The organism is Micromonospora alfalfae (assembly GCF_022230925.1).
GTDB classification, from domain to species: domain Bacteria; phylum Actinomycetota; class Actinomycetes; order Mycobacteriales; family Micromonosporaceae; genus Micromonospora; species Micromonospora alfalfae.
Genome location: NZ_JAKKFH010000019.1, coordinates 79,026 through 102,701 on the forward strand (window position 1 = coordinate 79,026; position 23,676 = coordinate 102,701).

At 71.4% G+C, this 23,676-nt stretch carries 18 protein-coding genes; 5 read left to right on the forward strand and 13 right to left on the reverse strand.

Annotated elements, in window-relative coordinates; all coding sequences use genetic code 11:
* Positions 1-80: 80 nt before the first annotated feature.
* Positions 81-3,857 (reverse strand): nSTAND1 domain-containing NTPase, encoded by a 3,777-nt coding sequence (locus tag MED01_RS36120; protein ID WP_238669436.1) that lies wholly within the window; start codon positions 3,855-3,857, stop codon positions 81-83.
* Between the two features lie 220 nt (positions 3,858-4,077).
* On the opposite strand from MED01_RS36120, the gene MED01_RS16390 reads away from it, so the two are divergent.
* A complete protein-coding gene (locus MED01_RS16390; RefSeq protein WP_238669437.1) occupies positions 4,078-4,557 on the forward strand; it encodes a peptidase inhibitor family I36 protein in 480 nt (159 codons plus the stop codon).
* Positions 4,558-4,676: 119 nt separating this feature from the next.
* Here the strand turns inward: MED01_RS16390 and MED01_RS16395 are convergent, their stop codons facing one another.
* From MED01_RS16395 to MED01_RS16455, 11 genes are all read right to left on the reverse strand, one after another.
* Positions 4,677-5,141, reverse strand: a complete 465-nt coding sequence (locus MED01_RS16395; RefSeq protein WP_238669438.1) for a MaoC family dehydratase — start codon at positions 5,139-5,141, stop codon at positions 4,677-4,679.
* Between the two features lie 20 nt (positions 5,142-5,161).
* A complete protein-coding gene (locus MED01_RS16400) occupies positions 5,162-6,310 on the reverse strand; it encodes an acyl-CoA dehydrogenase family protein (protein ID WP_238669439.1) in 1,149 nt (382 codons plus the stop codon).
* Positions 6,311-6,356: 46 nt separating this feature from the next.
* The gene (locus MED01_RS35755) at positions 6,357-9,182 is read right to left on the reverse strand and encodes an AAA family ATPase (RefSeq protein ID WP_274525822.1); all 2,826 of its coding nucleotides are present in this window, start codon (positions 9,180-9,182) and stop codon (positions 6,357-6,359) included.
* Positions 9,183-9,246: 64 nt separating this feature from the next.
* Positions 9,247-9,858, reverse strand: coding sequence for a TetR/AcrR family transcriptional regulator (locus tag MED01_RS16420; protein WP_238669440.1), 612 nt, complete (start codon positions 9,856-9,858; stop codon positions 9,247-9,249).
* 94 nt (positions 9,859-9,952) lie between these two features.
* Positions 9,953-10,720 carry an SDR family oxidoreductase gene (locus tag MED01_RS16425; RefSeq protein WP_238669441.1) on the reverse strand — a complete coding sequence of 256 codons (768 nt, stop codon included), beginning with the start codon at positions 10,718-10,720 and terminating at the stop codon, positions 9,953-9,955.
* A 145-nt stretch (positions 10,721-10,865) separates the two neighbouring features.
* Positions 10,866-12,152, reverse strand: a complete 1,287-nt coding sequence (locus MED01_RS16430; RefSeq protein ID WP_238669442.1) for an ABC transporter substrate-binding protein — start codon at positions 12,150-12,152, stop codon at positions 10,866-10,868.
* 83 nt (positions 12,153-12,235) lie between these two features.
* On the reverse strand, positions 12,236-13,348 hold the full coding sequence (locus MED01_RS16435) for a branched-chain amino acid ABC transporter permease (protein ID WP_238669443.1): 1,113 nt from the start codon (positions 13,346-13,348) through the stop codon (positions 12,236-12,238).
* On the reverse strand, positions 13,345-14,223 hold the full coding sequence (locus MED01_RS16440) for a branched-chain amino acid ABC transporter permease (protein WP_091399163.1): 879 nt from the start codon (positions 14,221-14,223) through the stop codon (positions 13,345-13,347). The genes MED01_RS16435 and MED01_RS16440 overlap by 4 nt, the downstream gene beginning before the upstream one ends.
* Positions 14,224-14,253: 30 nt before the next feature.
* Positions 14,254-14,976 (reverse strand): ABC transporter ATP-binding protein, encoded by a 723-nt coding sequence (locus tag MED01_RS16445; RefSeq protein ID WP_030490741.1) that lies wholly within the window; start codon positions 14,974-14,976, stop codon positions 14,254-14,256.
* Positions 14,973-15,758 carry an ABC transporter ATP-binding protein gene (locus MED01_RS16450; protein WP_238669444.1) on the reverse strand — a complete coding sequence of 262 codons (786 nt, stop codon included), beginning with the start codon at positions 15,756-15,758 and terminating at the stop codon, positions 14,973-14,975. The genes MED01_RS16445 and MED01_RS16450 overlap by 4 nt, the downstream gene beginning before the upstream one ends.
* A 136-nt stretch (positions 15,759-15,894) precedes the next feature.
* Positions 15,895-16,794, reverse strand: a complete 900-nt coding sequence (locus tag MED01_RS16455; protein ID WP_238669445.1) for an alpha/beta hydrolase family protein — start codon at positions 16,792-16,794, stop codon at positions 15,895-15,897.
* A gap of 184 nt (positions 16,795-16,978) precedes the next feature.
* Between MED01_RS16455 and MED01_RS16460 the strand changes: the two genes are divergently transcribed.
* Positions 16,979-19,240: a catalase gene (locus MED01_RS16460; protein WP_308193488.1), complete on the forward strand. Its 2,262-nt coding sequence runs from the start codon at positions 16,979-16,981 to the stop codon at positions 19,238-19,240.
* Between the two features lie 73 nt (positions 19,241-19,313).
* On the opposite strand, the gene MED01_RS16465 is transcribed toward MED01_RS16460, so the two are convergent.
* Positions 19,314-20,186: an LLM class F420-dependent oxidoreductase gene (locus tag MED01_RS16465; RefSeq protein ID WP_238669446.1), complete on the reverse strand. Its 873-nt coding sequence runs from the start codon at positions 20,184-20,186 to the stop codon at positions 19,314-19,316.
* A 148-nt stretch (positions 20,187-20,334) separates the two neighbouring features.
* Between MED01_RS16465 and MED01_RS16470 the strand changes: the two genes are divergently transcribed.
* Genes MED01_RS16470 through MED01_RS16480 form a run of 3 tightly spaced genes read left to right on the forward strand, consistent with a single transcriptional unit; the run spans position 20,335 to position 23,659 of the window.
* Positions 20,335-21,498, forward strand: coding sequence for an acyltransferase family protein (locus MED01_RS16470; RefSeq protein WP_238669447.1), 1,164 nt, complete (start codon positions 20,335-20,337; stop codon positions 21,496-21,498).
* The gene (alr, locus tag MED01_RS16475; protein ID WP_238669448.1) at positions 21,495-22,637 is read left to right on the forward strand and encodes an alanine racemase; all 1,143 of its coding nucleotides are present in this window, start codon (positions 21,495-21,497) and stop codon (positions 22,635-22,637) included. Before MED01_RS16470 ends, alr begins: the two co-directional genes overlap by 4 nt.
* Entirely contained in the window at positions 22,634-23,659 is a 1,026-nt protein-coding gene (locus MED01_RS16480; RefSeq protein ID WP_238669449.1) for a D-alanine--D-alanine ligase family protein, read from the forward strand. Before alr ends, MED01_RS16480 begins: the two co-directional genes overlap by 4 nt.
* Positions 23,660-23,676: the final 17 nt, after the last annotated feature.

The following is a 23,676-nucleotide window of genomic DNA, read 5'->3' on the forward strand; positions in this document are numbered from 1 at the left end:
GCCCGGCGGCCCGGCACCGCCCCCGGCACCCGCTGGTCGGCGAGACCCCGCGTCAACGCCGTGAACGGTGGCCCTCACGGCTACATCAGGTTCTGGACCGGAACACACGCACGGCAGGGCCAGACGCGTACGGTGCCGTCGTCATGCGTCGAGACGAGCCGCTCGCCGTCCGGGCTGAAGTCGACGGTCTCCACGGAGGCGCCGAATCCCCCGAAGGTCACTGACTGCGCGGCCTCCGAAGCGCGCCACAGCCGAGCGGTGCCGTCCTTTCCAGAGCTGAGCACCCATTGCCCATCCGGGCTGAACGACACGTGCCAGACGGGACCCTCGTGCCCTCGCAACACGATCGGCGCGCTGCCGCCCGCGACGGAGTGGATCTGCACGGTGCCGTCGAAGCCGGCACTGGCGACCCGTTGTCCGTCCGGGCTGAACGCCACGGCCCACACCAGTCCCTCGTGACCGGGAAGTAGTAGTGGTTCGGCAGTGCGGAGAGCGTCCCAGATCCGTAGGGTGCCCTCCGCGCCGGCTGTGGCGACCTTCGTGCCGTCCGGGCTGAAGGCGGCGTACCGGATCTCCTCGGCGACCCGATGGACTACCGGGGCACTCTGACCGCTGAGGTCCCAGATTCGCAGGCTCCGGTCGTTGCTGACGCTGGCCAGCCGGCGGCCATCAGGGCTGAAGTCAGCGGTCCACGCCTGCTTCTCGTGCCCCCGGAGCACCACCGGATCGTGTCTGCCGGCGAGGTCCCAGACCCGTACGCTGCCGTCGCGGCCGCCGGTGGCCACACTCGTCCCGTCCGAACTCACAGTGAGACCGTAGACGTCGCCGTCGTGGCTGCCGAGCACCCGAGGCTCGGCGGGTGCGGCCAGCTCCCAGACCCGCACCGTGCCGTCCTCGCCGCCGCTGACCACCCGCTGCCCGTCCGGGGTGAACGCGGCGGACCAGGTGGCCTTCTTGTGGCCCCGCAGGATCAGACGATCGCTGCCCGGGTCCCAGATCCGTAACGTGCCATCATCGGCGGCGCTCACCAACCGGGATCCATCCCTGCTGAACGCCAACGCCCAGACCCGGTTGGTGTGGCCGCGCAGCACCAACGGGTCGCCAGCGCCGTTGACGTTCCAGATCCGTACGGTCAGATCGTCACTGGTGGTCGCGACCCACTGCTCGTCCGGGCTCAGCGCGAGCCCTTCCACAGTGCCCTCATGCCCGCGCAGCACCACCGGGGCCTCCGGCCCGGTCAGCGGCCACACCCAGGCCGTACCGTCGGCGCTGGAGCAGGCCAGGCGGGTGCCGTCCTGGCTGAACACCAGTGTCCTGGTGGCCTCGCGTGGCCCGGTGAGAATCGTTCTGGTGGATCGCGTGGCCAGGTCCCAGAGTCGCACCGTCGCGTCGTGGCCGCTGCTGGCCAACTGGCGCCCGTCAGGGCTGAAGGCCACACCGACCGCCACCTTCCTGTGCCCACGCAGCACCACCGGTGGGTAGCCGCCGCGGGCATCCCAGACCCGAACGGTGGTGTCCTCGCCAGCACTGGCGACCAACCGTCCGTCGGGGCTGAAGGCCGCTCCCCAGACCGGGCCCTCGTGCCCGCGTAAAACGATGGCACCGGTGGTTCCATCGACCTGCCAGATCCGGACGGTGCCGTCCGACCCGGCGGTGACCAGTCGCTTCCCGTCCGGGCTGAACATCGGGCTCCAGACCTGTCCCTCGGGTCCGCCGGTGAGAGCCAGGCCCGGGCCGGAGACGCCGTGCCCGGCCCAGGTCCACACCCGCACCTCGCCGTCGGTCCCGGTGGCCGCCACCCGCCCTCCGTCCGGACTGAACGCCACCCCCAATGCCTTCTTGCCGCTCATCGGCACAATCGCCTGCAGTCGGTCATCGGCGGCGGCCTGGCGCAGCACCATCTCCGCGCCGACGGTCGGGCGTGTGGTCAGAGCGCGTTGGGCGAGGCGCTGCGCCTGCTGTGGATCGATCTGCAGTTGGTTGTTGGCCTCGACCGTCAGCTGCCGGGAAACAGCGAGGTCTCGTTCGGCGGCCGCCCTGTTCGCCTGCACCAGTGCCACTGCGGCGAGGACGCTCACGACGACAACGGTCGCCGCGAGCGCGGTCAACGCCACGCTGGTCCGCCGCCGTCGGGCTGCCCGGCGCCGGCTCTCTCGGGCACGGCTGGTCTCCAGAAAGTCCCGTTCCAGGTCACTGAGGTCCATCACCTGGTGCGTTCCCCAGAGCGCCAACTGGACCCCCCGATACAGGAATCCGTCCACACGGTCATGCCGATCCCACTCGGCGGCAGCCCCCGTCAGCCTGCGATGGGAGCGCAGCAGCTCCCGATCTTCGGTCAGCCAGCGACGCAGCCGGGGCCACTCCTGGATCAGGGCCTCGTGGGCCACCATGACGCCCTTCTCATCGGCCGTGACCAACCGCGCGGCCGTCAACCTGCCCAGCACCTCAGCCGCGGCCAACGGGTCCGACCCACCCACCAACTCGGCGAGGGGCGCCCGGCGTCGGGTGTCCTCGGTGCCGTCACCGAGGGCGGTCAGGCGCAGGAAGATGTCCCGTGCCAGCCCTCGCCGCCCTTCGTCGAACTGCGCGTACACCCCCTCGGCGGTACGCGTGATGGCGCCGTTCACGCCGCCTGACTCGCGGTAGTGGGCCAGTGTGATCCGTTTACCCTGCCGCAGGCGCGACGTCTCCAACAGCGCGTGGGACAGCAGCGGCAGCGCGCTCGTCTGACCGCCGACGTCTGCCACTGCCATCTCCACCAGTGCCGGATCGACGAGCAACCCGGCGCGCTCGGCGGGGCCGGTGATCGTCCGACGCAGATCCTCATCGTCCATCGGGCCGATCAACAGCTGGTGCTCGTGGAGAGCGGCCACCAGGGCCGGATAGGCGGCACACCGACCATAGAAATCGGCCCGCACTCCCAGCACCACGCGAACCCTGGGGATCTCCGCTGCGGCGAGCAGCGCGGCAATGAAGCCCGATCGCTCCTCCTCGTCCCGGCAGAGCGTGAAGAGCTCCTCGAACTGGTCCACCACGATGAGCATGTTCGCGACCGATGAGCGGGCATCACGAATCTGCTCGATCGTTTCGCGAATGCTGGCCGGATCATCGGTCAGTTGGCGTTGGACCGTGTCACGAGCCAGGTCCTGCTCATTGGCGAGCTGGAACGCGAGCTCTTCGATGGGATGTTCGCCGGGCGTCATCAGCAGTGTGGCCCAGGTCGGCAGACCCTTCACCGGATTATCGACCACAGCCGCTATCAGGCCCGCTCGCAGTAGGGACGACTTGCCCGCACCAGACGGGGCGAAAACCGCGACGAACCGGAGGCGGGTGAGCATTTCACAGAGCTGGGCCACCATGCGCTCACGTCCGAAGAACCATTCTGAGTCTTCCGGCTGAAACGCTGCCATTCCCCAGTACGGCCCGCGGCTGGCCCCCACCGTCTCGGCGGACGTCATGCTCGCGATCAGGCTGTGCCACCGTTCGGTCCATTCGGCTGGATCGCCGTCACAGGCGGCCACGTACGCCAGTGTCACCTGAAGGCTTGGCACGGTCTCTCCGCTGGCCGCCTTCGCCAGGGTGGTCACCGAGAAGTGCGCGCGTCTGGCCAGTTGACGGTAGGTCGGCGAACCCGCCTTTGTCCGCAGCTGACGCAGGTCGAGTGCGAACCGCTCCAGCTCGCCTGCCTCCGGGTCGAGCGGCCGCTCAGGTCTTCCCACGTTGTCCCCCGTCACAGAGTTGTTTGTCAGCCTGGCGACATTATTGGCAAACAATCCATTGGCGACTATATCTAGTTCCGTGAACGCCGATCGACGAGTGTCGGATAGCAGCCACCGCGCAACCAGGCGTACGGCCACGTTCGACGACTCGAGTCGATCGACGACACCAAGGAGAACTGGAGGGGGTGTGTGATGCACGCCAGAAACGGCATCGGCGTTGTTACCCACAGCACTGATGGCCGCCCTGGGTACGGGGGGTGTCACGCAATCCCCGAATGGAAGAGGGGGTATTCGATTACGAGTTCGCTACCGAGGCAACGTCAATTGTTGAAGCGTCAGCAGTCCAGGAAAGGTAGACATGAATATCACCCCTACGGCAGCTGAAAACGGTCTGTCGCGACCCCGACTTTCGGTGCGGCACCGATTCGCGGCCCTCGCGGTCGCCGTCGGCCTGCTCGTGCCGCTGGCGGGCTCTCCGGCGTCCGCAGCGTCCGCCGACGCCCGGCCGCAGACCGCGACGAGCAGCGGCTTGACCGCGGTCGACTTCGGAACCCAGGCCTGGGGCGACTGTCCGGCCGGCTACGCCTGCCTGTGGACCGGCCTCAACGCGACGGGAACCATGTACATCCTGGCCCGCTGTGAGCCCAACCTGGCTATGCCGTCCGGCATGAACAACAACATCGAGTCGGTACGGAACCGCGGCGGAGGCACGATGCGCCTCTTCGACAATGCCAGCGGAACGGGGACACCGCTGCAATCGATCTGGAATAACAGCAAGAACGTCAATCTGGCGACGAGCGCAAGGAACAGGGCCAGCTCGCTCCGCGTCGACTGCTAGGACGCGCAGCGATGGGGCGGCGACGGGATCCCGTCGCCGCCCCTCAGCCTGCGGAGGTGCTCAGGAGGCCGGGTAGGACGCAGCACCGAGCACCTCGCGACCCTCGCCGAACTCGTCGGTCACTGCTCCACGGCGCGGTAGAGCCGGCTCACGGTTTCGGCCACGCAGACGGGCTTGCCGCCACTGTCGCTCTCCACTGTGACCGTCACGACCAGCTGCACACCGCCGCTCACCGGCGACACGTCGACGATGGTGGCGGTGGCGCGTACGGCGGCGCCGACCCGCAGTGGCGCGGGGAAGCGCACCCGGTTCAGCCCGTAGTTGACACCCATCGCCACCCCCTCGACCCGGTAGAGCCCGCCCGCCAGGGCTGGCAGCAGCGACAGGGTGAGGTACCCGTGGGCGATCGTCCCGCCGAACGGCCCCGCCGCGGCTCGGACCGGGTCGAGATGGATCCACTGGTGGTCGTCCGTGGCGTCGGCGAAGAGGTCGACGCGGCTCTGCTCGATGCGCTGCCACGGACCGGGCCCGAGGCTCTCGCCGGTCGCGGCGGCCAACTCCTCGACGGAGGTGAAGACTCTCATGCCGGATCTCCCTACAGCTGTTAGAAGGCGTTGACGCCGGTGAGCGCGCGTCCGATGAGGAGTTGCTGAATTTGACTGGTGCCCTCGTAGAGCGTTGCCACCCTGGCGTCGCGCAGATACTTGCCGACCGGATACTCGTCGATGTAGCCGTACCCGCCGAAGACCTGGACCGCGTTGTTGGCCGCGCGGACGGCGGCCTCACTGGCGAAGAGCTTGGCCGTCGACGCCTCGGTGGCGAACGGCTGGTCGCGGTCGATCAGGTCGGCCACCTGCCACACCAGCAGCCGGGCGGCGGCCGTGTCGACCGCGATGGCGGCGAGCAGTTGTTGGACGAGCTGGTGTGCGGCGATCGGCTTGCCGAACTGGGTGCGCTGCCCGGCGTAACCGACTGCCGCGTCGAGGCAACCCTGGGCGATGCCGACACAGCCGGCGGCCACCGACATCCGCCCCTTGGCGAGGGTGGCCAGGGCCAGCCGGAACCCGGCGCCCTCGGCACCGAGGCGGGCCGTGTCCGGCACGCGCACCTCGTCGAAGCCCAGCTCGCCGGTGGCCTGACCGCGTAGGCCGAGCTTGCCGTGGATCTCCCGCCGGGTCAGCCCCGGGCTGTCGGTGGGCACCAGGAACGCGGTGATTCCGCGGTGCCCGGGGCCGCCGGTGCGGGCGAAGACCAGCGCGACGTCGGCGGTGGTGCCGTTGGTGATGAACATCTTGGTGCCGGTGAGCAGCCAGTCGGTGCCGTCGCGGATCGCGCGGGTGCGCAGTGCGGCCGCGTCCGAGCCGCTGTCCGGCTCGGTCAGCGCGAAGCAGCCGAGTGCGCTGCCGGCGCAGAGCTTCGGCAACCACTCGGCCCGCTGTTCCGCGCTCCCGTGCGCGGCGATCGACTTGGCGACCAGGCCGAGGGAGACCGAGACGATGCCGCGCACCGCCGAGTCGCCCCGGCCCAACTCTTCCAGGACCAGGCAGTACGCGAGGTGGTCGCCGCCGGAACCGCCGTCGGTCTCGGCGATGGTCAGCCCGAGGAAGCCCAGGTCACCGAGCATGCCGACGATGGCGGGGTCGACCGATTCGCGGCGGTCCCAGACGGCCGCGTGCGGCAGCAGCTCGCGGTCGGCGAACTCGGCGGCCAGCTGGCGGACCGCCGCCTGCTCGGCGGAGAGGGTGAGGTCCATGACGCTCAAACTAGCGGTGATAGTTAAACGCGTCCAGACCGGACGTTCACCGGTCGGAGGCCAGACCGACGTGCCGTTCGGCGGTGAACGCGCGGGCCAGTTCGGTCCGCGAACGGATGCCCAGCCGGTGGAACACGTTGCGCAGGTGGTGATCGACGGTGCGGGTGGAGAGGAACATCCGGGCGGCGATCTCCCGGTTGGTGGCGCCCTCGGCGACCAACTCGGCGATCCGCAGTTGCTGGCCGGTCAACAACCGCGCCGCGGGCAGGTCCGGCGGACCGATCGACTCCCCGGCCGCCCGCAGCTCCGTGGTGGCCTGCTCGGCCCAGCACTCCACCCCGAGCAGGCTGAACATCTCGCGGGCCTGGTGCAGGTGCGTCCGCGCGTCGCGAGGGCGTCGACTGCGGCGCAGCTCCTGACCGAAGAGCAGTTCGGTGCGGGCCCGCTCGAAGGTGCCGGCCTCGGTCGGGTGCAGACGCAGCGCCGCCTGGAAGTCCCGTTCCGCCTCGGGGCCGCCCCGAGGAGCGAGCAGTGCGTGACACCGCGCGGACAGGGCCCGGCGCAACGGGCTCGCGGTGCTGCTGGCCCACCTGTCGAACGCGGCGAGCGCGGCCGTCGCCGCCGGCCGGTGCGCCAGGTGCGCCGCCGCCTCCACCAGGTACGGGGTGGCCATCACCTGCACGAGGACCTGGCCTCGGCGCGTGCCGAGCCGAGCCAGCGACGCCAGCCGCTCCGCCGCCTCGGCGTGCCGGCCGTCAACCAGGTCGAGCACCGCCAGGGCCCACGCGGCGAGCGCATGCGGGCGGCTGCCCGGCGTCGGCGACTCGCCGATCTCGCGGATCCGCCGCAGGCTGGTCTCCCGATCGGCCCGGATCGCGGCGAGGACGGCGAGCATGCCCAGATGGACGTTGGCGCAGTTGACCTGCCCGGTGGCCCGAGCCACGCGCAGCCCGTCGCGGGAGGTCTCCGCCGCCGCCTCGTGCCGACCCAGCCAGTACTCGGCGACCGCCCGCAGCTCCAACGCCCGCGGCAGCATGGACAACTCACCCCGTTCCCGGGCCAGCTCGACGGCGCGTTCGGCGAGCCGGTGGGCCGCGCCGTCCACTGCCACCAGCAGTCCGGCCGCCGCGGCGCAGCTGAGCGCGGTGGGGGTCAACGCCCAACCGGTCAGCCGGTCGCCCAACACCACGGCGCGGCGCAGCGCGGGCCCGGCTCGCTCGTGGTCGCCCCGCAGGGTCGCCGCCACCCCGGCGACCAGACAGCCCATGACCTCGATGGCCGGTGGGTCGTCCGGTCGCCGCAACGCCAGCGCCCGCCGGCCGATCTCGGCGTACCGGTACTGGTCGCCGGTGAAGCAGACCGCCTCCCCGGCCCGCACCAGCCCGGTCAACGCCAGGGCACGGTCGGTGCCGTTTACCGCCGCGGCGGAGGCCAGCAGCGTGGCCGACGCACTCATCGCGGTGCCGCAGCGCAGCTCCAGCTCGCCGCGGAGCAGATCGGCGCGGCCTCGAACGACCGGGTCGACGCAGACCGCGCGGAGGCGGTCGAGCAGCAGCCGGGCCTCGTCGGGTTGTCCCCCGGCCCAGGCGTACCGGGCTGCGGTCAGCAGGCGGGTGGCGGTCAGCCTCGGCTGGTCGCTCAGCTCGGCGGCCCACCGCAGGGCCACCGAGGCGGCGACCCAGCCGTCGGGTCCGCCGACCGCCGCCTGTTCCAGCTCGGCGGCGAGGGCCGGATCGGCACCGGCGGTCGCGGCGGCGAGGTGCATCGCCCGGCGGAGCCGCTGCCCGTCCGCGACCAGCACCTCGGCGAGCAGTCGGTGCGCCGCGCGACGCTCCGCGATCGGCGCGCTGGCCGCGATCATCGTGCGCACCAGCGGCTGCGGAAACGTGACGCCGCGCTGCTCGACGCGGACCAGGCCGGCGACCTCCGCCGGGGCGAGCGCCTCGACCTCGGCGCCGGCGGCTGCCGTGGCCCGGATCAGGGTGCCCGGCTCGCCGTCCTCATCGAGCGCGGCGAGCAACAGCACCCGCCGGGTCTCCGGGGGCAGCCGGTCCAGCCGGGCACGGTACGCGCGACCCAGCGCTCCGTCCGCCGGTGGCGCGGCGGGCAGTGACTCCTCGCCCCGCCACTGCCCCGCGGTGAGCACCTCGGCGAGGTCCACAAGGGCCTGCGGGTTGCCGCCGCCGATCGCGGCCAAGGCGGTCAGGGCCGACGTGGCTGGCCGGTCGGGGAGCCGGTTGACGCCCTCGCGTTCGGTCAGCCGATCGAGTCGATCGGTGAGGACGGCGCGGCTCTCGTGCTCGCTCAGCGCGCGCAGCCGGTGCGCCGGTATCCCGTCGAGGTTGGCGGTGACGTCCGCGGTGAGCAGGACGGCGAGCGGCAGGTGCCGCAGTCGGCGGGCCACGAACGCCAGCACCTGCGCGGTCTGCGGGTCACCCCGGTCGATGTCGTCCATGGTGGCGAGCAGCGGCCGGTCCCGGGCGGCGGCGGCGAGCAGCCCGAGCACCGCCATCGACAGGGTCAACCGCCGGTCGGCCGGGCAGCTCTCCCCAGCCAGCGCGCGCCGCAGCAGTTGGCGCTGCTCACCGGGGAGCGCGGCGGCCCGGTCGAGCACCGGGTCGACAAGACGTTGCAGGCCGGCGTACGGCAGTGCGGCCTCCTCGGCGAGCCCGCTGCCGGCCAGCACGGTGCAGCCACCCTCGGCGTGCCGGTGGGCGTAGCCGATCAGCGCAGTCCGGCCCGATCCGGGCTCTCCGCGCAACAGCAGGGCACCGCCGGCGTTGGTCATGCCGTCGAGCAGGCTCCGGACAGCCCGGCACTCGTCGTCCCGGCCACGCAGCACGGTTAGTTGCACTCTTGATGCAGTAACCATGCTTGCCAGTGTTACCCATCGGAAACCGAATGGAAAGAGGGGGCGATATCGGGCCGGGCCGGAATCAGTCGGGCGCGACCTCGGCCAGCAGGGCGCCCACGGTCCGGGACATCACCGCGCGGGCCTGGTCCACGCCGAGATCGAGCCCGTAGCGCAGCATCGACCAGGCCTGCCACGTGCTCGCCGCCACCAGGGCGTTGAGCAACTGCTCCCGGCCCGGCCCGGCCTCGGCCAGCTCGACGGCGAAGAGCTCCTCGACCTCGTCGCGGACCCGTTCGATGTGCTTGAGTTTGTTGCGGTGCAGCTGCTCGGAGACCGGCTCACGCATCTGGGCGGCCCGCGCCGACGGCGCGATGAGCTGGAGCAGCCGGGCCCGCTGCCGGCAGTACGCGTCGACCCGCTTCGCCAACGGCAGCCCGGTCGAGATCGGCCGGTAGGCGGCGTCCTGCTGACGGAGCACCTCCGCGCCGCTGGCCTCGAAGAGGGTTTCCATGTCCTTGAAGTTGGTCCAGAGGGTGCGCAACGAGATCCCGGCCCGCTCCGCGATGCGTTCCCCGGTCGGGCGGAGGTCACCCTCGGAGATGAGCGCGAGGTGCGCCTCGACGATGGCCGCGCGGGTCCGCTCGGCGCGGGCGGTGCGCCCGTCGACCCGGCCCGCCACATCGACCCCGTCCATCCGCCCTCGCCCCCTCACCGCCATGGCGTCCCCCGACGCACCGCCGAGTCTAGACAGCCGTTGATCAGCGGCTCCGGACGCTCCGCCGACGTCGTCATCCGGCCCGGCCGGTCAGCGAGACGCCACCGTCGCAGACGATGGTCTGCCCGGTGATCCAACTGGCGTCGTCGGAGGCCAGGAAGGCGACAGCGCCGGCCACGTCCGATGGCAGACCGAGGCGTCCGAGCGGGTACCGCGCGGCGACCTCGGCCTCCCGCCCGTCGTAGAGGGCGGCGGCGAAGCGGGTCTTCACCACGCCGGGGGCGACCGCGTTGACCCGGACCATCGGCCCCAGCTCCACGGCGAGACTGGCGGTGAGGTGGTTGAGCGCAGCCTTGCTGACCCCGTAGCAGGCGATGCCGGGGGACGGGCCCAGCCCGGCGATCGACGAGACGTTGACGACGCAGCCGCCGCGCTCGGTCATGCCGGCGGCGCAGACCTCCTGCACCCAGCCGAGCGCGGCGACCACGTTCACGTCGAGGATCTTGCGGGCCGCAGCCAGGTCCAGCTCGACCAGCGGGCCGTGCACCGGGTTGATGCCGGTGTTGTTGACCAGCAGATCCACCGGGCCGAACGCCGCGCTCACCTGGCGCACCGCGGCGGCCCGGTGCTCGGGATCGTCGGCCCGGCCCGGCACCGCAAGGGCGTGCGCCGGACCGCCCAGGGTGGCGACCGCCTCGGCCAGCCCTTCCGGGCGGCGGGCGGTCAGACCCACCCGCGCGCCCTCGGCGACGAGGCGTTGGGCGATGGCCAGACCGATCCCCCGACTGGCGCCGGTGACGATGGCGACCCGGCCCGCGAGTCGGTCCGAATATGCATTCACGGTGCAGATAGTAGGAGCGTCGATCGGTATCGGTCAACGCCTCCGGCGACCGGTCGGCAGGCCGAGCCGACAGCACGCGCGCAGTCGTCCGACCGGGCGTGGTCGGGCGGGACCACGCCCGGTCGGACGTCGGGGCTGCGGGGCCTCAGGAGACGGTCGGCACCCCGTTCGCCGGCGGCGCGGCCGGGGTGGCGGTGTACTCGTTGACCGACCCGTCCGCCTCGTCCGTCTCGTACGCCGGCCCGAAGTAGCTCTGCACTCCCCCACTCACCCGGCTCAACCGCTGGCCGCCGTACCCGGAGTGGTCCTTCGCGGAGAAGCGCAGCGGCACCAGCCCGGGGCCCTGGAAGCCGCCCTTCTGCACTGCCTCCAGCACCTTCTCCCGGCTCAGGTCCTTGCCGGCGGCGAGCAGCACCTGCACGAAGAGGTAGCCGACCGACATGCCGTAGACGGTGTTGCCGTCGAACGGCGCGTCGCCGTTGTGCTCCTTGTTGACCTTCGTGAAGAGCTGGATCCACGGGTTCGCTGTGTCGTTCTGCATCGGCAGGTAGTTGGTGCCGACCATGCCCTCCAACAGCGGCGCGGCGGCGCCGAGCTGCTTGGCCAGTGTCGGGTGGTCGGCGCCGACGTTGGAGACCAGCCACTGCGGCTTGAAGCCCAGCCGCGCCGCGGTGCCGATGGAGAGCGCGGTGAAGCCGGGCACTGTGGCCAGCACGACGACCTGGCAACCGGCCGCCTTGAACGCGCCGATCTGCGGCGCCACGTTGGTGTTGCTGGTGACGTACGTCTGCTTGACCGCCACGGCCGTGGCGCCGAGCACCTTCTCCACGCCGGCCAGGCTGTCCCGCCCGAAGTCGTCGTCCTGACCGAGGAAGCAGACCTTCTGCCCGGCCAGGTCCCGCTTCGCGTAGTTGGCGAGGATCTTGCCTTCGACCGTGTAGTCCGGGTTGAACCCGAACGTGCCCGGATACTTGTCCGGCTGGTCCCAGCTGCGGCTGCCGGAGGCGACGAACAGGTCTGGCACCCGGTTGCTCTTGAGGAAGTCGAGCACACCGGTGTGCGTCGGCGTACCCAGGCCGTTGAGGACGGCGAAGACCTTGTCCTGGAGGACGAGCTGACGGACCACCTGCTGGGTGTTCGCCGGGTTGTAGCCGTCGTCCATGATCTTGTAGGTGATCTTGCGGCCGTGCACTCCGCCGTTGGCGTTGACGTAGTCGAAGTACGCCTTCGTCGCCGGGGCGATCTTCGAGTAGCCGGCCGAGGCCGGCCCGGTCAGCGGCATGTGGGTGCCGACGAGGATCTCGGTGGCGGTGACACCCGGCACCGACGCCCCGCCGGAGCCGGGTCCGTCGTCGCCGCTACAGCCGGCTGCGGTGATGAGCAGGGCAAGGGTGCTGGCGATCGCGAGGCCGCGATGCGCTTTACGGTGCATGGGAAACACCGACCTTTCTCGGTCCGGTTGTCGGGGAACGGTGTGGTGGTGGGGCGCCCGGCCGAGGCCGGACCGAGGACAGCTCAGGAACGCCGGGTCGGCCGCCTGGCCAGCAACGCCCGGCCGAGACGCGACAGCAGACCCTGCACACCGCCGGGGGCGGCGATCATGACGACGATCAGGGTGAGCCCGAAGATCGCCAGGGGAAGGTTGCCCTCCAGCCGCTGCGCCACCGCGGGCGAGAGCGTGAGCATCTCGGTCACCGAGTGGGTCAGATCGGGCAGGGCGACCAGCAGGACAGCTCCCCACAACGCGCCGGTCAGTCGACCCAGGCCACCGATCACCACTGCCATCAGCAGGAACAGCGACAGGGTCAGCGAGAACGCGCCGGGCGAGACGCTCTGCGCGAGCACCGCCAGGAGCGCACCGCCGAGCCCGGCGGTGGCGGCGCTGACCACGAACGCGAGGACCTGGGTGCGGGCCACGTGGATGCCGGCCAGGCGGGCCGCCACCTCGTCGTCGCGGACCGCCCGGAAGGTACGCCCGTACCGGCTGCGGATCAGGTTCGCCAACAGCAGCAACGCGAGCAGGGTGGCCGCGCCGGTGACCCAGAGCTGCCACCGTTCGTACGGGAAGTACGGGCCGAGCGACAACGGCGGCGGCTCCACCGGCACCGACAGCCCCTGCTCGCCGTTGAACACGCCGTCGAAGGTGACCGCCAGCGCCGGCACCACCACGGCCACCGCGAGGGTGACCCCGGCCAGGTAGGGGCCGCGCAGCCGGGCCGCGGCCACACCGACCACCGCGCCGACCGCGACCGTGCAGACGATCGCCGCACCCAACGACAGCGGCAACAGCCAGCCGCCGGTCATCCCCCGGTCGGCGAACGCGGTCTGACAGAGCGCCACCGTGTACGCCCCGGTGGCCATCAACGCGCCGTGCCCGAGCGACAGTTGACCGTTGAGCCCGGTGAGGACGGTCAGCCCAGCCGTCGCGCAGAGGTAGGCGGCCACAGTGGCGAGCTGGAAGTTGCGGAACGGCTCGACGGAGTAGCTGACCGCCACCAACAGCAACCCGGCGGCCAGCACCACAGCCAGGTGGCGCAGCAGTGTGGAGCCGCGTCGCCGGTCGACCGGTCGGCCGCCCCGGTCGTCCAGCTGCTCTCTCGGCGGCAGTGCCGCCCTCGTGGCGCTCACACCCGCCTCGCCGCGACCGGGGCGAACAGCCCACCGGGCCGGACCAGCAGCACCGCCAGCAGCAGGACCAGCACCGCGAGCGGAGTGAGGTCACTGCCGGCGTAACCGCTGACGTAGGAGAGCAGCAGCCCCACCACCAGCCCACCGACCACCGCCCCCGGTGGACTGTCCAGCCCGCCGACCACCGCCGCGGTGAACGCCGAGACGAACACCAGGTCCATCGCGTGCGGGTGCAGGCCCAACTCGGTCGGCAGGACCAGCATGGCGGCCAGCGCGCCCACCCCGGAGGCGAGCGCCCAGCCGAGGGTCAGCATCCCACCGACGTTGACCCCGAGCAGCCGGGAGACCTCCGGAGCGAAGGCCGCCGCGCGCATCCGCAACCCCACCGGGGTACGGGCGAACATCCAGGCCAGGCCACTGACCACCACGCCGATCGTGGCGAAGACGAACAGGTCGTACGGGGACAGCACGGCGACCCCACCCACGGTGAGGGCGGACCGGCTGAACGGGGCCTCGGCCGGGCGGAACTCGCTGCCGTACACCATGCCCAGTACGGCCTGGATCAGCAGCACCAGCCCGAGCGCGACGATCACCGGGTTGAGCGGTGAGGCGTGATCGACGTGCCGCATCACCACGCGGTCCACCAGCGCGCCGAGCAGCAGGCCGGCGACGATCGCGACCACGAAACCCAGCCAGTAGGAACCGGTAGCGGTGCTGACCGTGTAGGCGACGTACGCGGCGGCGACGGCCATCGCTCCCTGGGCGAAGTTGACGACCCGCGCCGCCCGCCAGATGAGCACCAGGGCCAACGCGAACGCGGCGTACACCGCGCCCCGGGACAGGCCGTCGACGGTGAGGAACACGAAGCGGTCCAACAGTCCTCCCTCCGGGGGACGAGGTGGTGGTCAGAAACCGAGGTACGCGTGGCGCAGGTCGACGTCGTCGCGTAGCTGCACCGCCGGGGCGGCGATCACCACCCGACCGAGGGACATCACGACGCCCTGGTCGGCGACGGCGAGCGCGCTGCGCACGTTCTGCTCGACCAGCAGGACGGTCAGCCCGGTGCGGTCGCGCAGTTGGCGGAGCAGGGCCATGGTCCGGGCGACCACCCGTGGCGCAAGGCCGAGCGACGGCTCGTCCAGCAGCAGCAGACGGGGTCGGCCGACCAGGGCCCGACCGAGCGCGAGCATCTGCCGCTCGCCGCCGGAGAGCTGGTGACCGAGGTGCCGGCGGCGTCGGGCCAGCGGCTCGAAGAGCTGGTAGACCTCGTCGAGGGCCCGCCCGGCGTCGGCCCGGTCGCGTCGCCACAGCCCGCCCAGCCGCAGGTTCTCGTCGACGGTCAGCTCGCTGATCACGCCACGACCCTCCGGCACGTGCGCCATGCCGCGTCGGACGAGCTGCTCCACCGGCGTACCGCGAAGGTCTTCCCCGGCCAGCAGGACCTGGCCGGCGGCCGGGCGGATCATGCCGGAGAGCGCGCGCAGCAGAGTGGTCTTGCCGGCGCCGTTCGCGCCGACGACAGCGGCGATGGTGCCGGCCGGGACGGTGAGGTCGATGGCCCGCAACACGGGCGCGGCACCGTAACCGGCGACCAGCCCCCGCACGACGAGCAGGTCGGTCGCGGTCATGGGGATGCCTCCTCGACTGTGACACCGAGGTACGCGTCGGTGACCGCGGGGTCGTCGCGGATCTCGTCCGGGGTGCCGGCGGCGATGACCCGGCCGAAGTCGAGCACCACGAGTTCGTCACAGACGGCCATCACCAGGTCCATGTGGTGTTCGACCAGGAGCACGGCGCAGGGGGCGGTGTCCCGCCGGGGCAGTTGCCGGACCAGCTCCGCCAGCTCGGCGATGTCGTCCGCTCCGAGGCCACCGGCCGGCTCGTCGAGCAGGAGCAGCCGGGGCCGCGCGGCGAGCGCGCGGGCCAGGGCGACCCGCTGGCGTACGGCGAAGGGCAGTGTGGTCGGCGCGGCCCCGGCGTGCTCGGCGATGCCCAGCTCGTCGAGGATGGCGAGGGCGTCCCCGCGCAGCCGGCGCTCGTCGCGGTCGCTGGCCGGCAGCCCGAGCAGCGCCGGGACGAAGCCGGCACGGGCGGTGTGCGAAGCGCCGGTCATCACGTTCTCCAGCACGCTGAGCCCGGCGAAGAGTCCGGTGCCCTGGAGGGTCCGGGCGATGCCGAGCCGGGTCAGCCGGTGCGGCCGTGGCCGCAGCGGCCGGCCGTCGAGGGTGAGTGAGCCCGTCTCCGGTGCGACGAAGCCGCAGATCACGTTGAACAGCGTGGTCTTGCCGGCGCCGTTGGGCCCGATGACGCCCACCACCCGGTTGGGTGGCACCCGCACTGACACGTCGTCGAGGGCGGTGAGGCCGCCGAAACGGACGCCGATGTGGTGCAGTTCGAGGCCGCGCTCCATCACCCATCCCTCTGCCGTGGCGGGTGTTTATTTACACTCGCAGTGTACGTTTCTCGGGTTTGGCGTCAAGACCTTCAATGCCCCTTCGCGCACGTGGACGGGGCGGCCGCCAGCGGCGACCGCCCCGTGACCGCCGTCAGGCGCTGGGACAGGTGTTGCGGTACTCCTGGATCTGCGAGCCGCTCGGGCCGGGGCAGAGGAACTGCTCGTAACGGGTGTCGTCGTCGACGAAGCGCTTCAACCAGGCCACCATCTGCCGCGCGGTCGGCGTGTTCGTGGTCTGCGGGAAGAAGTGGCTCGCCCCGTTCAACTCCAGGTACGCCTTCTCGGCGGAGGCCGGGATGCTGTTGTAGAACGGCACCGAGTGCGTCGCGACGGGCGCGACGCTGTCGCTCTCCCCACCGACGATCAGGGTGGGCACCCGCAGCTCGGACCAGCTCTTGTCGGTGTTCCACGGTGCCAGCGGCACAGCGGCCTGCAACGACGGCCGCGACGATGCCGCCTCCAGGCTGCCCCCGCCACCCATGGAGTGGCCGGCCACGGCGAGTCGACTGCTGTCGATCCGGGTCCGCACCGAACTGCGCTGGGTGAGGTAGTCCAGGGCGGCGAGCAACTGCCGGCCCCGGCTGGCCGGCTGGTCCAGTCGGGTGTTGGTCTCGATGCCGATCACCACGAACCCGTGCGAGGCGATGCGCGGTCCGAGCCAGCTGATGCTGGACCAGGCGGCTGTGTAACCGGGCGAGATGGCGATGGCGCCGAAGGTGCCCTCGCTGGTGCTGGTCGGGTAGTAGATGACGCCGCCGCCGAAGCCGGTGACGCTCAGCGAGGACACGCTCTGCGAGGCCGTCGCGAACGGGCCGCGGCTGGCCTCCAGGATCGCGGTGGTCGGGGCGGGGCCCCGCTCGTACGGGCCGGCGGCCTGGGCGGCACCGGAGGATCCGGCCAGTACGCCGCTGGCGGCCAGGACGGCGGCCAACGCGAACCGGGTGGCACGGGCTGCGACGGAACGGGGACGGGTGGTGGTTGGTGAGGACACGTCGGGCACTCCCTAAAGTCGAGGGATATCGACGTGTGTCAGTTTTAGCTGCTTGGCCGATCTCGGCATCGGCGAAATCACCAGTCCCGGCGCGGGATGCCGAGATGAATGGTGTTTCGACCCTCTGACCTGGGGTAGCAGGGCAGACGCCGGCCCGCACACGCGCCATCGAGAGGTTCATTCAGTGGATTCCAGCAAGCCCGCCGAGGCGGTCAAGAACGTCGTGAAGACCGCCTCAGGAAAGATCGTCGACGCCCTCACCCCGGATGTCCCCGGTGCGCCGGGGAGCGCGCCACCGCCGCTCGAGGAGCCGACGACGCCGCACGACCCGCTACCGCCGAAGCCCGAACAGGGGGCACCGCAGACGCGCACGCCAACCGGCGCGGAGACCGGCGCGCCGACGATCGCCAACGGTCAGCAGGGGGCCTACCTCACGACCGCGAACGGCGCGCGGCTGCGCGACACCGACCACTCGCTCAAGGCCGGCCCGCGCGGCCCGGTGCTCCTTCAGGATCACCACCTACGCGAAAAGATCATGCACTTCGACCACGAACGCATTCCGGAGCGCGTGGTGCACGCCCGGGGCGCCGGCGCGCACGGTGTGTTCACCGCGTACGGCACCGCCGAGGCGGTCACCAGGGCCGGGTTCCTCAAGAAGGGGCGCGAGACCGACGTCTTCGTCAGGTTCTCCACGGTGCTCGGTTCGCGGGGTTCGGCCGACACGGTCCGCGACACCCGTGGCTTCGCCACGAAGTTCTACACCGACGAGGGCACCTTCGACCTGGTCGGCAACAACATCCCGGTCTTCTTCATCCAGGACGCGATCAAGTTCCCGGACATCATCCACGCCGGCAAGCCGCACCCCGACCGGGAGATCCCGCAGGCGCAGAGCGCCCACGACACCTTCTGGGACTTCGTGTCTCTGCACACCGAGGCGCAGCACCACACCATCTGGAACATGTCCGACCGGGGCATTCCGCGTTCGTACCGGACGATGGAGGGCTTCGGCGTGCACACCTTCCGCCTCGTCAACGAGGCCGGGGAGACGGTGCTGGCAAAGTTCCACTGGAAGCCGAAGCTGGGCGTGCACTCGCTGACCTGGGAGGAGGCGCAGCTGATCGGCGGCATCGACCCGGACTTCCACCGACGCGACCTCTACGACGCCATCGAGGCCGGCGCGTATCCCGAGTGGGAGCTGGGCATCCAGGTCTTCCCGGACACTCCCGAGGAGACCTTCGCCGACATCGACCTGCTGGACCCGACGAAGATCGTGCCGGAGGAGCTGGCCGAGGTGCAGCCCATCGGGAAGCTGGTGCTCAACCGGACGCCGACGAACTTCTTCGCCGAGACCGAACAGGTCGCCTTCCACCTCGGTCACCTGCCCCCGGGCATCGACGTCACCAACGACCCGCTGTTGCAGGGCCGGCTCTTCTCGTACCTCGACACCCAGCTCACCCGGCTGGGCGGGCCCAACTTCACGCAGATCCCGATCAACCGCCCGCACGCCGCGGTGAACGACATGCTGCGTGACGGCTTCCACCAGCACGCCGTGCACGCAGGCGTCGCACCGTACCGACCGAACTCGCTCGACGGCGGCAACCCGTTCCCCGCCGGGGACGCCGAGCACGCCTTCGTCGACGTGCCGGTAACCGTGGCGCAGGCACCGAAGGTACGCGCGAACCCTGCCTCGTTCGACGACCACTACAGCCAGGTCCGCCTGTTCTGGCTGAGCATGTCGCCGGTCGAGAAGGAACACATCATCAGGGCGTACACCTTCGAGCTGGGCAAGTGCTACCACCAGGCGATCAAGGAGCGTCAGCTGCAGAGCCTCGCCAACATCGACCCGGTGCTGTGCGAACAGGTCGCCACCGGCCTGGGCCTGCCCGCGCCCCAGCCGACAGTGCCGCTTCCCGACGTCACGCCCAGCCCGGCGCTGTCGCAGGTCGGTCGGGAGTGGCCGAGTGACGGCCGGATGGTCGGGATCGTCGTCGACCCCGACGGCGACCTGGACGGCGTCGACGAGGTCCGCAGGGCCGTGTTCGACGCCGGGATGGTGCCGCTGCTGATCGCCCCGCACGGCGGCATGGTCGGCGACCTGCCGGTGCAGCGCACCTTCGCCACCGGCCGGTCGGTCGAGTTCGACGCGGTCCTCCTGGCCGGCGCGCCGGCACCCGCACCGGATGCCCTGCCCGCCCGCGACGCCAAGGCGGGCACGCCGGCCCCAACCACCGTGGACCCCCGCGTGCTGCTTCTCGTCGAGGAGTGCTGGCGGCACGCCAAGGCGATCGGCGCCTGGGGCTCCGGCGTCACAGTGCTGGAGCAGGTCGGCGTCGCCGGCACCCCGGGCGTCGTGGCGGCGGGCTCGGGCGCCGAGGCGCTGACCGCCGTGCAGCAGTTGATGGCCGCACACCGGGTCTGGGAACGGTTCCCCGCCGCGGTCGCCTGACCCAGGCACAGACGAGGGCCGTCCTCCGCACCACCGGGAGGACGGCCCTGGTCAGTGTCCTGGCGCTGTGGAATCAGCCGATGTCGGCCAACCGGGGCAGCACCTCGTCGCCGAGCCGCCGGGCGAACTCGACAGGGTCCCGATCCGGCGTCACCTGCACCTCGCGCACGCCGAGCGCTGCGTACTCGGACACCTCGGCGAGGAACGCGTCGGTGTCGTCCAGCGGCGCCTGGGCGGCGACCACGGTCTTCTCGATGGTGTCGTAGTCACGGCCCTCGGCGGCGCAGTGCCCGCGCAGCACATCCAGCTTGCGCGCGATGTCGTCGATGCCGCCGCGGCCGAACAGGTTGCAGGCGTCGGCGTACCGGGCCACCAGCAGCAGGGTCTTCTTCTCGCCGCCACCACCGATCATGATCGGCGGGCGCGGGCGGCTCAACGGCTGCGGCGAGTTGATGGTCTCGGCGAGCTGGTAGTGCTGCCCGTTGAACGGGCCGTCGTCGGCACTCCACATCTGAAGGCAGATGCGCAGCGTCTCCTCCAACCGCTCGAACCGCTCGGCCACCGGGACGACCGGCACGCCCAGCCCGAGCTGCTCCCGCTCGTACCAGGAGGCGCCGATGCCGAGGCGGGCCCGGCCGCCGGAGAGCACGTCGAGGGTCGTCACGGTCTTGGCGAGCAACCCCGGGTAGCGGTACATCACGCCGGTGACCAGCACGCCCAGCGTCATCCGTTGCGTCATGGCCGCGACGTAGCCCAGCGTGGTGTACGCCTCCAGCATCGGCTCCTCGGCCGCGAACACCGCGTCCATCTGGAAGAAGTGGTCCATCACCGTGAACGACGCGACGCCGGCCTGCTCGGCGACTGTCGCCGTCTGCGCCAGGGTCGGTGCGATCGCGGCCGGGTCGGCCGGAGTCGAGTAGTTCCAGTAGTGCAGCCCGAGCTTCATGTTGGCACCTCCGCAACGAGCCTAGTGCCGCCCGGCGTCTGCCGGAGGCGGCTCGGAACCGCCTACGAATCAGCTCCGGCGGCGTCCATTACCGGACCATGACAATTCGTGGATCACGCGGGGATATCCGGCTGGCAGCTTTCGGTGAGTGATCCAACAGCTGTCTCCCACCGAGCCCCGGCCCGTCGAGCTGAAGCCCGACGCGACGCGCGTCCGGTTCCGCCACCGCCACCGGACCGGACCCACCCCTGCCTCCGCGCCCGCACCCGCCGCCGGGTCACACCGGGCGCAGTGGGCTGATGCCGCGAAGGGCGTCTGCATCATCCTCGTCGTGCTGTGGCACGTCGTCGTGAAGGACTACCTCCAGATCGACTGGCACGTCGGCGTACCGGTGCCGGGCTTCTGGGGAACGCTGGGTGAGCAGTTCCTCCCGCTGCGGATGCCGCTGTTCTTCACCATCTCGGGCGTCTTCGCGGCGAACGCCGCCCAGCGGCAGTGGCGGGTGGTCGCCCGCAGCCGGATCGCCGGGTTCCTCTACCTGTACGCCGTCTGGCTGCTGATCCACACAGTGGTCCTCGCCGCCGCGCCGCAACTGCCTACCGACCGGGCCACCTCGGCGCTCGGCCTGCTGGAGCAGCTCACCGTCACGCCGTCCAACCTCTGGTACCTGTACGCCCTGGCGCTCTACTTCACGATCGCCAAGGTGACCCGCCGGGCGCCCCGGGCGCTGGTCCTGGTCCCCGCCGCCGCGCTGTCCGCCGTGGCCGCCGCCGGCCTGCTCGACACCCCGGGCAACCGCGCCGGCCTCTACCAGAACCTGGTCTTCTTCCTCGCCGGCCTGTACCTGCGGCCGCAGATCCAGCGGTGGGCCGCCACCGCCAGCCGCCGCCGGCTGTTGCTGACCTCTGGTGGTTACGTCCTGGCGCTCGCCGCGATGGCGGTGACCGGCGCCCAGCAGTGGTTCGGGGTATGGCCGGCGGTCTCCGTGCTGGCAGTGATCTTCGGCATAACCGCCGCTGCCCGGCTGTCGCGGTGGTCGGCGCTCAGCGAACCGCTGGCTAGGCTCGGCCGCATCACACTGCCGATCTACGTCATCCACATGCCGGTCCTGGCCCTGCTGCACCGGCTGTTGCTCGTACCGCTTTCCGGGCTGGATGGGTCCGCTCAGGGCCTGATAGTGCTCGGTTATCCGATTCTGCTGAGCGGGCTGGTGATCGGTCTGAGCCTGGCCGTTCACCGCGGGCTGCTGGCGGTTCGCGCGGGCTGGTTGTTCGCGCTGCCCGGCGCGCGCCGCGTGGAGGCGGCCGGATGAGCGCCCTCGCCGAAGCCCTGATCGACCTGGACGCGATCGCCAGCAACGTGCGGGCAATCGCGTCGGTCACCGGCACCGGACTGATGGCGGTGGTCAAGGCCGACGGGTTCGGCCACGGTGCGGTGCAGGTGGCCCGGGCCGCGCTGCGCGCCGGCGCCTCCTGGCTGGGGGTGACCTCGACGGCCGAGGCGCTGACCCTTCGCGAGGCGGGTGTGACAGCGCCCACGTTGAGCTGGCTGCACGGCCCGGATGACGACTTCGGTATGTTGATCAAGACTGGCGTCGACGTCGGCGTGTCCACGACGACGCACCTGCACGCCGTCGCCGACGCGGCCCGTCTGCTCGGCGTGCCGGCGATGGTGCAGCTCAAGGCGGACACCGGGTTGTCCCGCAACGGGGCCGCCGGGGACGACTGGCCGGAATTGGTCGGTTGGGCCCGCAAGTACGAACGAGAGGGTGGGATCCGGGTGCGCGGGGTGTGGTCCCACCTCGCCGACGCCGACCTGCCGGGCGCCCCCGCGCTCACCCGTCAGGTGGCGATCTTCGAGGAGGCGCTGCGGACCGCACGATCTGCTGGCCTGAGCCCCGACCTCGTCCACCTGGCCAACTCGGCCGCCGCGCTCTCCGCACCGCGGACCCGATTCGACCTCTGCCGGATCGGGATCGCCCTCTACGGCGTGGACCCGTTCGGCGTGAACGGTCCGGGCGAGTTCGGGCTGAGCCCCGCGATGACAGTGCGGACGAGCGTGGTCAACGTCAAGCGGGTGCCGGCCGGCACTGGCGTCTCCTACGGGCCCGAGCACGTGACCGGCGCACCGACCACGCTCGCGCTGCTGCCGCTCGGCTACGCCGACGGGCTCCCCCGGGCCGCGGGTGGCCACGCCTCGGTGTGGCTCGGCGGCCGGCGGTGCCCGATCGTCGGGCGCATCGCGATGGACCAGTGCGTTGTCGACGCCGGGGACCTTCCCGTGACGATCGGCGACCCGGTGGTGGTGTTCGGCCCGGCCGAGGGCGACCAGCACCCTCCCACTGTCGTCGAGTGGGCCCGCTGGGCCGACACCAACCCACACGAGATCTTGACCGGTATCGGGGCCCGGGTGGCCCGCGAGCACCTCCACGGAAGGGCACGGAACTCATGACAACCCGACTGGCAGTGCTGTACGGCGGGCAGAGCGGCGAGCACGAGGTGTCCTGCCGCTCGGCGGCGAGCATCCTCGCCCACCTGGACCGTGAGCGGTACCAGGTCACCGAGGTGCTCATCGACCGCGACGGCCTGTGGCACGTCGGCGGCCGACCGACGCCCCTGCCCGCGGCGTTGCGCGTCCTGCGTGCCCAGGACGTGGTGTTCCCGGCCCTGCACGGCCCGTACGGCGAGGACGGCACGGTGTCGTCGCTGCTGGAGTGGCTCGGTGTGCCGTACGTCGGCAACGGCGTCTTCGCCAGCGCCGCCGGCATGGACAAGGGGGTCACCAAGCGGCTCCTCGCGGCCGAGGGCCTGCGGGTCAGCCCGGGGGTGACACTGCGTCCCGGCGAGGAGTTGTCCCCCGAGGACCAGCGTCGGCTGGAGCTGCCGGTCTTTGTCAAGCCGGCCCGGGCCGGGTCGAGCCTGGGCGTCGTCAGGGTGGACGACTGGGCGGGAGTTCCCGCCGCGCTGGAGCAGGCCCGCCAGGTCGACCCGAAGGTGCTCGTCGAGCAGGGAGCGCGGGGGCGCGAGATCGACGTGGCTGTGCTCCAGCACCCGGACGGCCGGGTGCAGGCCGGCCCGCCGCTGGAGATCCGGGTGACCGGTGCCGGCTTCTTCGACTACGACGCGAAGTACGACGGCGGGGCGATCTTCCAGATTCCCGCCCCGCTCGACGCGGCGACCACCGAGGTGCTTCAGGACCGTGCGATCCGCGCCTTCCAGGCCCTCGACTGCCGTGGGCTGCTGCGGGTCGACTTCTTCCTGCCCACCGAGGGATCGACCGAGCCCATAGTGAACGAGGTCAACACGTTCCCCGGCTTCACCGCCGCGTCCCAGTTCCCGCAGATCTGGCAGCAGGCCGGCATCGACTTCGCCGCCTTGATCGACATCCTGATCGCCGGCGCGCTGGCCGATCAGGACCACGGCAACCACAGCGGGTTGCCCCGGCCGGAACGCGCTGTCGACCACCTGGTGTGAGTCGGCGCTCGGTGCCC

Excerpts from the sequence above, each read along its gene's own strand:
- MED01_RS16390 (WP_238669437.1), top strand. The coding sequence starts at position 4,078 with ATGAATATCACCCCTACGGCAGCTGAAAACGGTCTGTCGCGACCCCGA.
- MED01_RS16395 (WP_238669438.1), bottom strand. The coding sequence starts at position 5,141 with ATGAGAGTCTTCACCTCCGTCGAGGAGTTGGCCGCCGCGACCGGCGAG.
- MED01_RS16400 (WP_238669439.1), bottom strand. The coding sequence starts at position 6,310 with ATGGACCTCACCCTCTCCGCCGAGCAGGCGGCGGTCCGCCAGCTGGCC.
- MED01_RS35755 (WP_274525822.1), bottom strand. The coding sequence starts at position 9,182 with ATGGTTACTGCATCAAGAGTGCAACTAACCGTGCTGCGTGGCCGGGAC.
- MED01_RS16420 (WP_238669440.1), bottom strand. The coding sequence starts at position 9,858 with ATGGACGGGGTCGATGTGGCGGGCCGGGTCGACGGGCGCACCGCCCGC.
- MED01_RS16430 (WP_238669442.1), bottom strand. The coding sequence starts at position 12,152 with ATGCACCGTAAAGCGCATCGCGGCCTCGCGATCGCCAGCACCCTTGCC.
- MED01_RS16445 (WP_030490741.1), bottom strand. The coding sequence starts at position 14,976 with ATGACCGCGACCGACCTGCTCGTCGTGCGGGGGCTGGTCGCCGGTTAC.
- MED01_RS16450 (WP_238669444.1), bottom strand. The coding sequence starts at position 15,758 with ATGGAGCGCGGCCTCGAACTGCACCACATCGGCGTCCGTTTCGGCGGC.
- MED01_RS16465 (WP_238669446.1), bottom strand. The coding sequence starts at position 20,186 with ATGAAGCTCGGGCTGCACTACTGGAACTACTCGACTCCGGCCGACCCG.
- alr (WP_238669448.1), top strand. The coding sequence starts at position 21,495 with ATGAGCGCCCTCGCCGAAGCCCTGATCGACCTGGACGCGATCGCCAGC.
- MED01_RS16480 (WP_238669449.1), top strand. The coding sequence starts at position 22,634 with ATGACAACCCGACTGGCAGTGCTGTACGGCGGGCAGAGCGGCGAGCAC.